Here is a 13,464-nt window from a genome sequence, read left to right as displayed (position 1 = left end):
CTCCTTATGCCCGCTCCGCTACCAGAGCCCGCGCCTGCATCACATTACACAATGCTCGAGACGAAACCGAGTACCTCTTCCTGTTGCGCCCTACTCAGCATCCACTTGTATCTGTAACAACACTTGATGAAGTCGCATCATTTGTGGCGGGATCATTATCGGGATCGGGGTTACCGGCCGTGTATTCGACCTGGCAGTTTGAGCCTGAGAACCCTTTGGCAATCAGAGTCATCGTAGTCCCCGCACCAGCAGCAGCTCCACTGTATTCATAATCACCACCAGTAGCAGTTGATAGTGTGGCATCAACCTGAGCGGCCAGGAGAATTCCGTCCGTATCTGCCGTTGGATATCCACCGACCATTGCTATCGATTGGCCTTCCAAAACTACCGGAGTGCTTCCACTGGCGCCGTCCGCCAACTGCCGCGCATGCGCGATTCCCGAGGCGGACTTCAATGCACCGCCAAGCGCCTGGATTGAGGCAGCGCGCGCCTCATTTCCAAAGTCCGCAAACCGCGGCAAAGCAAACGCCGCCAGAATCCCCAAAATCACAATTACCATCACCAGCTCGATGAGGGTAAAACCTTTCTCTTTCTTTGTTTGAATTGCGGCCATCGCTTTCATGGTACTGCTCCGTTTGTCGTGTTGAGTGCGTTAAATCAGTTTATGGTTGTTGTGATTTCGCCAGTATCGGCGTCGTAATTAATGGTGCTGAGCTGTCCGTCTGGCTGGTAAGTGAACTCACAGTCACTTCCTTGACCGGCATCCGGGTCCGTCGACAAGCTCACAACATAGTCTGCGGGTGTTGCTGTGGCGACTGTCGGCGCGTTGGACTGCAATACGCCGACCCAAACCTGCTGGCACCGCGCCTCAGTCATCGTTGGGTTGTTAGGGTCACCGCTATCATCGGTCGCGGTTGGCCAGCCATCCCCACTGACATCGACATTACCCGCGCCGAAGCCCTGCACGTTAGTTGCCGCCACAGTGAGACCATTTGATACCCACTGCGTCTTGGTTAACGCCACGCCGGCGGCGAGCGCGCCTGCCGTGGCTCGGATACTGGACTGGTGCGCCTGTTCCGACAACTGTGCAAAACGAGGCAATGCAAACGCAGCCAGAATTGCGAGTATGGCGATCACGACCACCAGCTCGATAAGCGTGAACCCGCTGTGTTCATTAATTGATTGTGCCTGCATCCAAATGCTCCATCGCACTGCTTTCTATAAATCAGCGTTGCGCTTGCAACACTGGCTCACCGGTGTCTGGGTTAACCATCTCAAGTAACAAGCCGCCGGCTCGTCTGCCAGAGTTCCTGCTGGCATCGTTTGGAACGCCAACGTGCTCAACCGTGACACGCCAAGCTGCCGGAGCAACTGGACCAAACTGTCGACCTGCTAGGGTTATCGGCCGATTCGGTCGATAAATCAACCACCCTTTAGGGTGATTTATTGTTTCTTTTTGTACACTTACCCAAAAACACCAGTGCCCAACAGGTGGGTAGCTACCGTCACAACCCCCTTGATAGCGGCGCCACTCCTGCTTTAGCCACTCGAACGGATTGCCACCAACACGAGCATAAAAGCCCTGCGGTCGCTCAAGCATTGCCTCTGCGCTCTTGATCAGAACCGCTGCCCTGAGCTGGCTCAGTTCACTATCAACGGCAACCTGTTCCACGCTGCCAGCCCTGCGATCCAGGGCTCCAAGTACCCACCACCACAACAGCGCCATGATGATCAGGGCAACCAAAAACCGGAACCATAGGCGATTGGCCTGATCAGTAGCAGCGTCGGAGGCGCTCACTATTCCTAGCCCCGCCCCATGGCGGCGGCTCCCAAGTCCCAGATCGGCAGGAACACGCCCAGTGCGAGAATCAGCACCAACACACCCATGGCCACGATAAGGATCGGCTCAATAGATTCCGCCAGCCGTTTGAGGCCGTAATCCACGTCTTCGTCGTAGAAATCGGCAACATTGTTGAGCATGTCATCCACGGAACCAGTTTCTTCTCCCACGGCAATCATCTGTAGGATCAGGGGCGTGAACATGCCACTTTGACGAGCGGTACGCAACAGGCTTTCGCCGCGCTCGATGCCTAATCGCATGTCTTTGATGTGCTTGGATATCCAGGCATTGTCTGTGGCATCTGCCACCACAGTCAAAGCGGTGGTTACCGGCATGCCCGCCGCCAGCATGGAGGCAAAGTTGCGAGCGAACCGGCTCAACGTTATTAGCTCCAACAACGGACCAATGACTGGCATTCGCAATTTATACCTGTCCCAGGTCAACTCGCCCTGCTCCGTGCGCTTCCACTGGCGCAACAGAAGGCCACCCGCGGCGACCGCAAACAGCATCACGTACCAATAACCAATCAGGAAATTCGAGGTGCCTACCAGTACCTGCGTCAGGAATGGCAAGTCCGCGCCCAGCTTATTGAACACCGCAGCGAATTTTGGGATGACCAGAAAGTTCACCACCATCAGCGCGGCCAGCAAGGCAACCACCACAAATGTGGGGTAACGCAGAGCCTGCTTGAGCCGGCGTTTTGTGTCTCGCTCCAGCTCCAGGATCTCCGACAGCCGCTTGAAGGCGTCGTCCAACATACCGGTGTTTTCACCTACGTGGATCATGGAGATGAACAACTCCGAAAACACGTCCGGGTGCGCCTGCATGGCAGTCGCCATGGTGGTGCCGCCTTCCAGCCTGGAGGTAACATCCTCCAGCACTTCCGCCAGCACCGGTGACCGGGTGGTATCGGCCAACCCACGCATAGTGCGAATCAGCGGTATGCCGGCTTTGGTAAGAGCGTACATCTGGCGGCAAAAAACGATGAGCTCATCCAGCGTGACCTTCTGCCGGAACAGCGGCATCTTGTTCAGCCGATCGATCAAGGACGCTTGCTCGTGCTGCTCGCGAATGGTGAGCGGGGTAATGCCCCGACGCACCAATTCCGAAGCTACCGCATCCGCACTGGCCGCCACCAGCGACCCCTGCTGCAGAGTTCCGCGATCATCCTTGCCCCGGTACCTGAACTGCATCAGACGATGCTCCCCTCAGGCTCACCCAGGAGTGGCACTTCGGCAGTGTCTTCAAAGTCGCTTTCCGAGGTTGCGGCCACACGGGCTACCTCTTCCAGGGTGGTTACCCCTTGCAAGGCATAATCCATGGCGCAATGGCCAAGCGGGCGGTAAAGCTCGCCCTGGCGAGCCGCTCGAGTGAATCCGGAAACGTCCTGGCGACGCAAGGCGTCAAGCATGGATTCGTTCATTTCAAGCAGCTCGTAGACACCGACACGGCCTTTGTAGCCGGTATTACTGCACTGATAGCAGCCTCGCCCATGAACAAAACCGGCCTCCCGATCCAGAGGGTCGAGATCAAAGCTGTCCAGCCAGATCTGTTCCTGATCGGTGGGCTCATAGGTTTCGGAACAGTTCTCACAGATCCGCCGCACCAGGCGCTGGGCAACCACACCCAGCAGTGAGCTGGCTACCAGGAAGGGTTGTGCGCCCATATCAATCAGGCGCATGGCGCTGCTGATGGAGTCGTTGGTGTGCAGGGTTGAGAGTACAAGGTGACCGGTCATGGCGGCGCGGAGCCCGATATCCACGGTTTCCTGGTCACGCATCTCGCCCACCAGAATGACATCGGGATCCTGACGCAGCGCAGAACGCAAAACGCCGGCAAATTCCAGTCCGATTTTCGGGTTCACCTGAACCTGGGTGATTCGCGGCAATCGGTATTCCACAGGGTCTTCTGCAGTGATGATTTTCACTTCCGGTCGGTTCAGCTCACTCAGCGCGCCGTAAAGTGTGGTGGTCTTACCGCTACCGGTCGGCCCGGTGACCAGAATCATGCCGTGAGGCTTGTGGATCATGCGGCGGAACCGTTCCATTAGCTCCGCCGGCATGCCTGTGGCATCCAGGTTCAACATGCCCTGGCTCTGATCCAGCAGTCGCATCACCACCGATTCGCCATACTGGACCGGCATGGTGGAGATCCGCACGTCGATACTTCGTCCTTTCACACGAATATTGAATCGGCCATCCTGGGGCAGTCGCTTTTCCGAAATGTTCAGCCCTGCCATCAGTTTCAGACGCAGGACCAGCGCGGCGTTGACGCGCTTTTCCTTCATCACCTGCTCCTGAAGGACGCCATCGACCCGCTGACGGATCCGGACCACGGTTTCATCGGGCTCGATATGAATATCGGAACTGCGGGCCTGCACCGCATCTTCGAACAACGTTTGCAGCAGCTTGACCACTGGCGCTTCGGTGCTTTCGGACTCGGCGGACAAGTCGGCCAGGTCAAAGGCATCATCGCCTAGCTCGTCTTCCAATTCTTCCGCCAGCGAGGCAATTTCCTCGGTACGACGGTAAACCAGATCAATGGTGCTGAGCAGTTCACTCTCCCGCACCACCGCCTGCCTGATTGGCTGCTTGAGAATTCGAACCAGCTCGTCGTAAGCGAAAATGTCGAGGGGGTCGGCCATGCCAACCAGCAGGTCGCCACTCTGCTCCGCCAGCACAATACTGCGGAAACGTCGGGCCATCGCTTCCGGCAGTTTTTTCACCAGCTCATTATCGAACTGGTAGTGCCGCAGCTGAACAAAGGGAACCTCAAGCTGCCGGGACAGGATGTTGAGCAGGTTATCTTCATCCACGTAGCCCAGATCAATCAGGGTACGGCCTAGCTTGCGCCCGGTGTTCTTCTGTTCCCGCAGAGCGGTCATCAGCTGTTGTTCAGTGATGACATCATTCTGGACCAGCAGGTCACCTATGCGGATTTTTTTCTTGTGCTCCGTCATCTCTATCCTGCCTGCAAAAGTGTCATACGGTTACGAACATAGTCCGCCAGCGACGGCGACAAACCGGGCAGCTGGGCCGCCTGTGTGTAAGCCTTCAAGGCGCCAGCAGCCTGCCCCCCTGCTTCCAGGGCTATGGCAAGGCCGACCCACCAGGCTGGCTGGCTGTCGTCTACGGCAATCAACGCTGACCAGTGCCGTGCCGCTTCAACGTTCTGGCCGGCTTGCTGCGTCAGGGTGGCTAGCGTAATCCGGTACTCAATGTTGTCAGCCACCGGCGGAACATCCTGGGACAAGGTAGTCACGGCTTCATTCAACCGGCCCATCGACAGCAATGCCCGGGCTCTTAGCAAACGTAACTCAGGGAAGCCCTGGCTTCCTCGCCGGAGACCCAAGGCAGCGCCCGCCCTGGAGAATCCTGCACCAACATGGCCCGAGCGTAGACGCCCCGACTCACCGGTGCCACTTGATCAGAGGCCACGTCCGTTAGTCTCTGTTCAGCCGCTCTCGATTCACCCGCTCGCAGCAGCCGGGCAATTTCCCGGCTCACCCGCAGATCGATGGTCTCCGCGGTCTCGCGAACCTGTTTGACCGCCGGCGCCTGAGCCCCTGCAGATTCGAGCTCGGGCTCCGGCGTCGGTTCAGCCGGCTGGGAGGCTATCTTTGCAGGTTCCTCAGGCTGGCGTTTTGCCTCAGCTTTATTGGATGGCGCGCGTGGCTGTGGCGCTGGTTGCGTTAATATCGGCGCAGTGTCGGTAATCTCAGGCTCGGCTTGTGGCTCTGGGGAGACAGCTTCGGGCTCTGGGCGGGTGGCTTCTGACGCCGGCGCCGTGTCAGATACTGGGCTATCATCTGAATTCGCTGCCAGCATCGCTTCGGTTCAGGCGTTTGCGCGAGTTCGGATTCGGGTTCTGCTTTCGGCGCAGGGTCGCTCACTTGCTTCGACACTACTGGGGTTTCTGCGGGCATCGGTTCATCCGCAGTCTCGTTTTGCGCATTTTCGGTGCGCTCTGTGACCTGACTTTGGGTAACCGGTGCACGGAAGAAATAGCCATACACAGCGACGACCACAAGAATGACCAGCAGTAACGCCATAACCGGAACCAACCAGCGATGAGCCGCGGGCTGACGATTTACCTGACCGGTGTAGGCAGTCGAAACATCCGGGCGGCCCTGACGCTGTTCGGCGGCTCGCAGAGCATCATTGAGCAGACTCATAGCCACCTCGCCAACAAGCCGGGATACCGGACGCTTTCCGTGTCGCGAATCGCCCGGGCCACGTGCCGACGATTCACCTGCCGATCACCCACGCCCCAGGCGGACAGCATGGCCTTATGCGCCAGTATGTTCACCAACCTGGGAATGCCTCCAGACGATCGGGTAATCAGACGCAACGCCGCAGCTGAGAACAGGTCACCGCCGTTATAGCCAGCCAGAGACACGCGGTGGCGCAGGTACTGGGCCACCGACTGTCGATCCAGCGGGGCTAGCCGGTAATGGAAAGTAATGCGCTGGCGCAACTGGCGCAGGCTGTCTTTCTGCAGCAGGGCGTCCAGCTCCGGTTGCCCGAACAGAACGATTTGCAGCAGCCGTACGCTCTCGGTCTCAAGGTTGGTCAGCAACCGAAGGGCCTCAATGGTGGCCTCCGGCATTGCCTGGGCTTCGTCTATGACAAGCACCACCTGTTTCTGCCCCATCGCCAGGCCAATAAGCTTTTCGTTCAGGGCTTTCAGGATCTGATGAGTGTTGGCACAGGCCGAGACATCAACCCCCAATTCCTCAGCGACCGCTTCGTACAGGGTGTCGGGATCCAGGTGCGGGTTCGGGATGTAAGCGGTATGCGCTTTCTGTTCCAGCTCATTCAGCAGCAATCGGCACAGCAGGGTTTTGCCGGTGCCGACTTCGCCGGTGATCTTGATAAAGCCTTCGCGCTCACTCAACGCCACCAACAGCAACTCCAACGCATCACTATGGCTGGGCGCCCGCAAAAAATAACGGGTGTTGGGCGTCAATGCGAACGGTGCTTCCTGCAGTCCGAAATGGGCTTCGTACATGCTAGCGACGGGCTTTCTCCGGTTCCGGGGTAACAGATTTCGACGATTGCAGCAGCTCGCGGAGCACATTCATGCGCTCACGGCTGGCCGCAATGTCCGCGGTAACTCGAGCAGGTTCTGAGACCACCGGGCGCAACAGGATAACCAGTTCGCTTTTTTGGGATTTGAACCGGCGCTGCTTGAACAGCTCACCCACTACCGGGATGTCGCTGAAGAACGGCACCGCCGAGTTGGTGTCTTCACTGCTGTTCTGGATCAGGCCGCCGATGACCACAATCTGGCCGCTTTCAGCGCGGATCACACTGTCAGTTTCCCGCACGGTGCTGATCGCCAGCGGCAGGGTGACATCGCGCTCACCAATGGTGATGACTTTGTTCTGGTCGTCCACTTCGGTCACCGAGGGGTGAACGTGCAGGGTGATGCTGCCGGATTCGGAAATCTGCGGCGTGACATCCAGGGAAATTCCGGAGAAGAATGGCGTCAGCTCTACCGAAGTGGAGGTACTGTCGGCGCCTGTCACGGCAGAATTGTCATCATCAAAGTCGATATCAGTGACGAAGAACTCGTCAGTGCCGACCTTGATCACTGCCTTCTGGTTATTGACCGTAGAAATCCTCGGGCTGGAGAGAATCTGCACATTACCCTGCTCACCCAGCAACTCGATGAGTGCGGTGAAGTCTCCGGCGCGAACGCTTGCCGAGAACAGGCCGCCAATGTCGGAGGTCCGGATCACCTGCCCGCTCAACGCCTGGGCCGTAAAATCTTCGGGCAGGCCGTCGGAGTCAGTAACGCTGGAAGCGCTTTGCAGATCAGACCAGTTGATGCCCTGCTGGTAGCCTTCGTTGAGAATGATCTCGAGGATTTTCGCCTCAAGCACCACTTGGCGCTGCATGATCAGTTCAGTGCGGCGAAGGTATTCTTCCACCAGACGCAAATCGTCGGCACCGGCACGAACCATCACCAGGCCGGCTCCGGGATTAACGATCACCTGGCTATCGTCGGCACGACCGATGATCATGCTCAAGGCCTGATCAATGTCGGACCAGAAGTCCGATTCCGTTGCCGTAGAGATGGTGGTGCCCACCAGGTTTCGAGTCTCGCTACCGCGGTTATCGTCCACACCGTTGGAGGAATTTCCGTTGTTGCTCTGGGTTCCGCTCACCTGACCGGAACTAACCCGGGTTTCCGAGCCACCTTTGCGTTTGAAGTGCAGGTAGTCGATCGGGAACATCCGGGTCTGAACCCGGTCGCCATTCACTTTGTACAACCGACCACTGCGCTGGATATCCAGACCGTAGAGGTCGGCAGCAATGTCCATAACATCGGGTACCGTCACATCCCGCAGTCGCAGATCAATGACTGCTTCGACCCCCGGATAAACCACCACGTTGTAGCGGGTGCCATCCACCAGGGATTCGAAGAAACTGCCTGCGGGAATGCCGCTGGCATTCACATCAAACCGTTCGTCCAGGTCCTGGCCCTGAGACAAAGGAGGCAACAGAGCCGCACTGACCTCGGCAGGCAGAGCTGCGGACTTATTGTCAGCAACATCGGCGGCTACCGACTGCCGCTCGGCCTCAGCCAAACTGCGTTCAATGTCATCAGCCACATCGGTCGACGTCGCATTGGATGTACGCATGAGCGGATTGTTACTGCACGCCGTCAGGGTCGCTGCGATCAGCAGGACAGCCATTGGTCTCATCGAAGTCATGATTTTCCGTTCATTGGTCATTGGGTTCTGCGTACCTGCGGTAGCTTGTCGAGATACAGCGTGCGAACGCGCCCGCGGTCGATAACCTCAACCCGGTCCCGATGGATTCTGCGCACACGGATGCCATCGAAGGACTGGCCCTCGGCACGGGGCTCGCCATTAATAACAGCAACCCGACGCTCCGCGCCTACCAGAATAGACTGCAGGGCAAGGTCGGCCAGGGGCGCGGCTTTTGCCGGTGCGTCATTAAAGCCAGGGGGCCGGGTTGGATCCTGGAGTGCAGAGGCCGGCGCCGCCAATCCAAAGCCGCATCCTAACAGCATCAGGGCGAACCAGAGCCGACTGCCCGTGTTCGATCGAATCATGTCACACCCCCAACCAGGCTGGTTCAAGACTGAGCGTCCGAACCCGGATAATAGCCTCACCCGCTGGCCAGTTTTCCGCATCGTATTCGAACACCACCCAACCAAGCCGGTTATCGAGGCCCTCGAGACGCTTGAGATACGCCAGCACGTCCAGATAGCTGCCCAGAATGCTGAGCTCCACATCATGAGCATACAGCAGCGGGCCACCTTGCTTTTCCTGTTCGGCAGCTGTCGTCTTGGCATCTGCCCCTTCAGCCCCTGGGCCGTACACCGGCGTCGGCGTCTTTAATTCAAATGTCTGGAGTTCCAGCGACGCCTGCGCCGCCAGCATGTCTTTGAGCAGGGACACCATCGCCCTGGGCGCAATCAGCTTGCCGGTGGCATCGGCAATCTGGCGATCCAGCCGCTCCAGTCGTTTCTGCCGTGCGTCCAGTTGATCTCTCAACGTCTCGGACGGGTCGGAAGCCAGCTGATTGGTCAGGCCCTGCTGCTGCGCCAACAGGCTGTCCCTGTTGGCCGACAGTGTGCCGAGCCGGGATTCGAGCCGGTCCTGCTGATTCATGGCCGGGGTAATGGCCAGCTCCCAGCCGATAAACAACATCAACACCAGCAGGGTAACGGTGATCAGTGCCCGTTCCCGTATCGGCCGCTCATTAAACAGGTCGGCACCGGATTGCAAAGAATCGCGCCAGGAAGTTGCCATCAGTTGTTCTCCCCTGCCCGTTCCGTGGCCACATGGAATTCAATCCAGCGGCCCTCTTCGGGCCGCGTCAGCCGAAAGGCACCAAATGTCTGCCCGGTAAAGACCGGCTCGTTTCCAAGATTCTCAAGGTAGGTTGGCACCAGCGCACCTGAACGCGCTCGACCCTCGATAGTCACCAGCGACGGCTGGGCATCGAGCCGGATGCCGGTCAACCAGACATCCTTCGGGATTTGCCGGGCCAGCGCCGCCATTTGGGGAGAGAATCGTCCGCCATCATTCAGGATCAGGCCCTCCACTCTCTCGAGCAGTTTTTGACGACGGGCCAGAGTTTCAGTAACTCGATCCAGCGCGTCCTGGATTTCTGGTGCGGGTTGCCGGGCACTGACACGCTCTGACAGTTCGACCACATTCTGCTCCAGAGTCTGGGTCTGCGATTCCAGTGCGCTTACCCGCGCTTCAAGCTCGCTGTTCTGGTAGCGGACAAACGCTGAAGCAACTCCAAGCGCAACCACCAAAACGGCCACCAGAGCTGCCAGTGCGCCGGCCTGCAGGGTTTCCTTCCGGGGCCTTAGCTCCTGGGTGTACAAATTCACTTGCTGGGTCATGGCAGCTCCCCCGATTGCTTCGATAGGCTGGCACTCCAGGCAGGGAGACAGCGGCTATCAACCGGCCGTTCGACCCCCAACGCCGCCCAATCGAGCATCTCTACACCGGCCGCAACATAAGAGGACACCATGGACGCCAGAGGCAGCGCACTGTCGCGAGCCACCAACCTGATCATCGCCGGCGGCACCTGCCCCAACTGACTTTCGTAATAATCCAGGGATCGCTGCATTTCCAGTGCCAGCGACTGCACCGCGTTTTCCTGGCGGCCGGCGTCGCGCAGATCTTCTGCGGCGACATCCAGACGACGGGACAAGTACAGGGTGTCTTCGCGGCACACCACCATCTGGCCATAACTCTCCCGCAGATGGACCAGTGCTGCGCCGCGCTGATTGTTATCCAACCGACTGACCAGGTTACGTAGCGCCAGCTCGGCAATATCCACGCATTCCAGCTGCAGGCCAGAGCCATTCACCAGAGCAACCAGTTCGCTGACCAGGGACTTTCGCGCGGCAACCACATTGACCAATTCGCCGCGGCCGCGGGAGGCATCTTCGGGGAAAGAAAAAACATCGGAGACTGCATCGGTGGGACTAAAATCCAGCAGGTCTTTCAGCTTCCATCGCAGGGCGTCGCTCAACTCGGATTCGTCGATACCATCCGGGCGTTCCATCTGGAACACCTGATACTGGTCCAGCGGCAACACCAGGGTAGTGATCGCGCCGGTCCAACCGCGCTTACCAACGAGATCCTGTAACACCTGCGCACGCTTGGCCGGCCGACAATCTTCGAAACCAAATCCTGGAATGGTGGTACCGGAGCTTCCGCCCAGGCTATGCCGTCAGGTCGAATTTCAAGCCCGACGCGCAGGTGACCATTAGAGCCACTGAATTTATCGGTGATCTTCTTAAGAATGGAGCGTTTTGTCATGAAGGTCTTTCAGGTAGATGCTGGGCCATTCGCCGACCCTAATTTATTATTTTTTAGAGCGTAATAGCACTGCTTGTTACATTAAATGACATCATAAATTAGAAACTGGACCTAACTCCACGTTTATAGGCTAATTTCACCTGCTTTTGCCCCGCTTTAACAAAAAGGCCCCCGAAAACGGAGGCCTCTACAACCCTTCCTAGAAGGGGATGTCATCATCAAAGTCGTCCACCGGCTCAGGCATGCTTCCCTGAGAAGGCTGGTTATAACCACCCGACTGCTGCTGTGGCGGCGGGTTGTTGTTCTGCTGCGGCGCCGGTGCGTTGTAATTGGACTGCTGAGGACGCCCCGCGGGTGCACCCTGATTCATGCCGCCTTCACCGCGGCTGTCCAGCATCTGCATCTGGCCGTTGATATCGACCACTACTTCGGTGGTGTAGACGTCCTGGCCTTCTTTGTTCGTCCACTTCCGGGTTTGCAGCTTGCCTTCGATGTAGACCTTGGAACCCTTGCGCAGGTACTGCCCCGCCACTTCGGCCACTTTTCCGAACAGCACAATACGGTGCCACTCGGTTTTTGGCACCATTTGTCCGGTCTGACGATCCTTGTAGCTCTCGTCAGTGGCAAGGTTCAGGTTGACCACCGCATTGCCGTTCGGGGTATAACGGGTATCGGGATCCTGACCAAGGTTCCCGATAAGAATGACTTTGTTTACGCCTCGTGCCATGTTCCGCTCCTGACTCTGTTTTCAGGGACGACCCGCGCTCCCTGCGGGTCTCCAAATTTCAAGATTTGCTACCGTGCCGAACAAAGGAAAAGTCCGCCAGTAACGCTTCATCAAAGTGCCGCCGATCCACCTTAAGATAGGCAGTTGCAGCACCCTCAACAATGACCACATCCTGGACACCGGGAAGCCGGCGCAAGCTGTCGTCGATTTCGTCATACTGACCAGCTATAGCCTGCTGCAACTGTAACACGAAACTGGAGGTGTATCCCGGCGATGGCATGGTCAGGGCAACCAGGAACCAGATCCCCAGAACCGCGACCATAAACCAGAGCACGCCGGTGAGCCCGAACTGCTCCAGCAGCACGCCACCCAGCGCCCCACCCAGAAAGGCGCCCATAAACTGGGAGGTGGAATAGACCCCCATCGCAGTGCCCTTGCTGGCCGCTGGCGCCTCCTTGCTGATCAGCGACGGCAAACTTGCCTCCAGCAGGTTGAATGCCATGAAGAAGAAAAACAGCAAGCCCCACGCCGCCAACAATCCCACCGCGACACTGGCCAGGCCCGCGGTCGCCAGCATCAGCAGAGCGATGGCACCGCAAAGCACCGGCTTCATCTTGCGCTTCTTTTCACCAATGATGATGAACGGCACCATGGCGAAGAATGACGTCACCATGACACTGAGGTAAAACCACCAGTGAGAGCGACTGGCCAGCCCCAGGCTGTCCTGGAGGATAGAGGGAAACGCAAGGAACAGAGCTGTCAGCACCAGGTGAAGCGCGAATATCCCAAAATCCAGACGCAGCAGACGGCGATCCGACAGTACCTTGCCCAGCATCTCACGGGCCGGGTGGGTATCGGCACTGATTCGATGCTGATGCGGCGTTGGCACCACCCGATGGACTACCACCAGGGCGATAGCCGCGAGTGCAGCGGTGACATAGAAAATGCCAGACAGCCCCCAGACCGAACCGATCAACGGCCCCATTACGAGCGACACCGAAAACGACAGACCAATCGAAATCCCGACCGTCGCCATCGCCTTCGTTCGCTCTTCTTCCCGGGTAAGGTCACTCAGCAGCGCCATCAGCACACTGGCAATCGCTCCGGCGCCTTGAAGAATCCGACCAGCGATCACAACGTATATGGAGTCGGTGGAGGCAGCCAGTAGACTGCCGGCGGCGAATAGAACCAGCCCGATGTAGATCATTCGCTTGCGGCCAACCCGATCGGACAGCATGCCGAAGGGAATCTGCAGCAGTGCCTGGCTCAGGCCATAGGCGCCAATGGCAAAACCCAGCAGCGCCGGGGTGGCGCCATCCAGATCATTACCCAGCAACATGAACACAGGCATGACCATAAACAGGCCGAGCATCCGCATTGCATAGACAGACGCCAGGGCTGAAACCGATCGTTTTTCCAGCGCGTTCATTGAAGCACTACCTCAGCTGGGGTTGAGAAGCAGATGGGCGCAAAAGCGGCAGGCCTTCGCAGGCGGCGCATTGTATCAGAAGGCAGCCGATCACGGCACAGCCACCCGGGCGGCCAAACGTCGGGTTTCTTCGCCGCAGCCACTCG

Annotated in this window: 15 protein-coding genes; all 15 read right to left on the bottom strand. The window is 58.1% G+C overall.

Annotated features, from left to right (window positions below; translation table 11 throughout):
- Positions 1–94: 94 nt before the first annotated feature.
- The 15 genes from AU14_RS13140 to AU14_RS13075 all read right to left on the bottom strand — a co-directional run bounded on the left by AU14_RS13140 (position 95) and on the right by AU14_RS13075 (position 13,318).
- Positions 95–622: a type II secretion system protein gene (locus tag AU14_RS13140; protein ID WP_041341507.1), complete on the bottom strand. Its 528-nt coding sequence runs from the start codon at positions 620–622 to the stop codon at positions 95–97.
- 35 nt (positions 623–657) lie between these two features.
- Entirely contained in the window at positions 658–1,194 is a 537-nt protein-coding gene (locus AU14_RS13135) for a prepilin-type N-terminal cleavage/methylation domain-containing protein (RefSeq protein ID WP_041341505.1), read from the bottom strand.
- Between the two features lie 31 nt (positions 1,195–1,225).
- Positions 1,226–1,744, bottom strand: a complete 519-nt coding sequence (locus tag AU14_RS13130; RefSeq protein WP_148312750.1) for a hypothetical protein — start codon at positions 1,742–1,744, stop codon at positions 1,226–1,228.
- Between the two features lie 59 nt (positions 1,745–1,803).
- Complete coding sequence (locus tag AU14_RS13125; RefSeq protein ID WP_041341503.1) at positions 1,804–3,033, bottom strand: type II secretion system F family protein; 1,230 nt, start codon at positions 3,031–3,033, stop codon at positions 1,804–1,806.
- Positions 3,033–4,799: a GspE/PulE family protein gene (locus AU14_RS13120; protein WP_041341500.1), complete on the bottom strand. Its 1,767-nt coding sequence runs from the start codon at positions 4,797–4,799 to the stop codon at positions 3,033–3,035. The genes AU14_RS13125 and AU14_RS13120 overlap by 1 nt, the downstream gene beginning before the upstream one ends.
- A gap of 2 nt (positions 4,800–4,801) precedes the next feature.
- The gene (locus AU14_RS18700; RefSeq protein ID WP_148312749.1) at positions 4,802–5,149 is read right to left on the bottom strand and encodes a hypothetical protein; all 348 of its coding nucleotides are present in this window, start codon (positions 5,147–5,149) and stop codon (positions 4,802–4,804) included.
- Positions 5,150–5,531: 382 nt separating this feature from the next.
- Positions 5,532–6,014 carry a hypothetical protein gene (locus tag AU14_RS18695; RefSeq protein ID WP_052472047.1) on the bottom strand — a complete coding sequence of 161 codons (483 nt, stop codon included), beginning with the start codon at positions 6,012–6,014 and terminating at the stop codon, positions 5,532–5,534.
- The gene (locus AU14_RS13110) at positions 6,011–6,850 is read right to left on the bottom strand and encodes an ExeA family protein (RefSeq protein WP_041341498.1); all 840 of its coding nucleotides are present in this window, start codon (positions 6,848–6,850) and stop codon (positions 6,011–6,013) included. The genes AU14_RS18695 and AU14_RS13110 overlap by 4 nt, the downstream gene beginning before the upstream one ends.
- Before the next feature lies 1 nt (position 6,851).
- Entirely contained in the window at positions 6,852–8,561 is a 1,710-nt protein-coding gene (gene mshL, locus AU14_RS13105; protein ID WP_041343977.1) for a pilus (MSHA type) biogenesis protein MshL, read from the bottom strand.
- Between the two features lie 17 nt (positions 8,562–8,578).
- A complete protein-coding gene (locus AU14_RS13100) occupies positions 8,579–8,926 on the bottom strand; it encodes a hypothetical protein (RefSeq protein WP_236744069.1) in 348 nt (115 codons plus the stop codon).
- A gap of 1 nt (position 8,927) precedes the next feature.
- Positions 8,928–9,629 carry an MSHA biogenesis protein MshJ gene (locus AU14_RS13095; protein ID WP_041341496.1) on the bottom strand — a complete coding sequence of 234 codons (702 nt, stop codon included), beginning with the start codon at positions 9,627–9,629 and terminating at the stop codon, positions 8,928–8,930.
- Complete coding sequence (locus tag AU14_RS13090; RefSeq protein WP_041341493.1) at positions 9,629–10,234, bottom strand: PilN domain-containing protein; 606 nt, start codon at positions 10,232–10,234, stop codon at positions 9,629–9,631. Before AU14_RS13090 ends, AU14_RS13095 begins: the two co-directional genes overlap by 1 nt.
- Complete coding sequence (locus tag AU14_RS13085; RefSeq protein WP_236744068.1) at positions 10,231–10,992, bottom strand: type IV pilus biogenesis protein PilM; 762 nt, start codon at positions 10,990–10,992, stop codon at positions 10,231–10,233. Before AU14_RS13085 ends, AU14_RS13090 begins: the two co-directional genes overlap by 4 nt.
- Before the next feature lie 369 nt (positions 10,993–11,361).
- Positions 11,362–11,889, bottom strand: a complete 528-nt coding sequence (gene ssb, locus AU14_RS13080; protein ID WP_041341488.1) for a single-stranded DNA-binding protein — start codon at positions 11,887–11,889, stop codon at positions 11,362–11,364.
- Positions 11,890–11,947: 58 nt separating this feature from the next.
- A complete protein-coding gene (locus AU14_RS13075) occupies positions 11,948–13,318 on the bottom strand; it encodes an MFS transporter (RefSeq protein WP_041341485.1) in 1,371 nt (456 codons plus the stop codon).
- Positions 13,319–13,464: the final 146 nt, after the last annotated feature.

The organism is Marinobacter similis (assembly GCF_000830985.1).
In the GTDB taxonomy this organism is placed as follows: Bacteria; Pseudomonadota; Gammaproteobacteria; order Pseudomonadales; family Oleiphilaceae; genus Marinobacter; species Marinobacter similis.
The sequence above is the reverse complement of the archived record's forward strand: the minus strand, read 5'-3'. Positions and strand labels throughout refer to the sequence as shown.

Excerpts from the sequence above, each read along its gene's own strand:
- AU14_RS13140 (WP_041341507.1), bottom strand. The coding sequence starts at position 622 with ATGAAAGCGATGGCCGCAATTCAAACAAAGAAAGAGAAAGGTTTTACC.
- AU14_RS13135 (WP_041341505.1), bottom strand. The coding sequence starts at position 1,194 with ATGCAGGCACAATCAATTAATGAACACAGCGGGTTCACGCTTATCGAG.
- AU14_RS13125 (WP_041341503.1), bottom strand. The coding sequence starts at position 3,033 with ATGCAGTTCAGGTACCGGGGCAAGGATGATCGCGGAACTCTGCAGCAG.
- AU14_RS13120 (WP_041341500.1), bottom strand. The coding sequence starts at position 4,799 with ATGACGGAGCACAAGAAAAAAATCCGCATAGGTGACCTGCTGGTCCAG.
- AU14_RS18695 (WP_052472047.1), bottom strand. The coding sequence starts at position 6,014 with ATGAGTCTGCTCAATGATGCTCTGCGAGCCGCCGAACAGCGTCAGGGC.
- AU14_RS13110 (WP_041341498.1), bottom strand. The coding sequence starts at position 6,850 with ATGTACGAAGCCCATTTCGGACTGCAGGAAGCACCGTTCGCATTGACG.
- mshL (WP_041343977.1), bottom strand. The coding sequence starts at position 8,561 with ATGACTTCGATGAGACCAATGGCTGTCCTGCTGATCGCAGCGACCCTG.
- AU14_RS13100 (WP_236744069.1), bottom strand. The coding sequence starts at position 8,926 with ATGATTCGATCGAACACGGGCAGTCGGCTCTGGTTCGCCCTGATGCTG.
- AU14_RS13095 (WP_041341496.1), bottom strand. The coding sequence starts at position 9,629 with ATGGCAACTTCCTGGCGCGATTCTTTGCAATCCGGTGCCGACCTGTTT.
- AU14_RS13090 (WP_041341493.1), bottom strand. The coding sequence starts at position 10,234 with ATGACCCAGCAAGTGAATTTGTACACCCAGGAGCTAAGGCCCCGGAAG.
- ssb (WP_041341488.1), bottom strand. The coding sequence starts at position 11,889 with ATGGCACGAGGCGTAAACAAAGTCATTCTTATCGGGAACCTTGGTCAG.
- AU14_RS13075 (WP_041341485.1), bottom strand. The coding sequence starts at position 13,318 with ATGAACGCGCTGGAAAAACGATCGGTTTCAGCCCTGGCGTCTGTCTAT.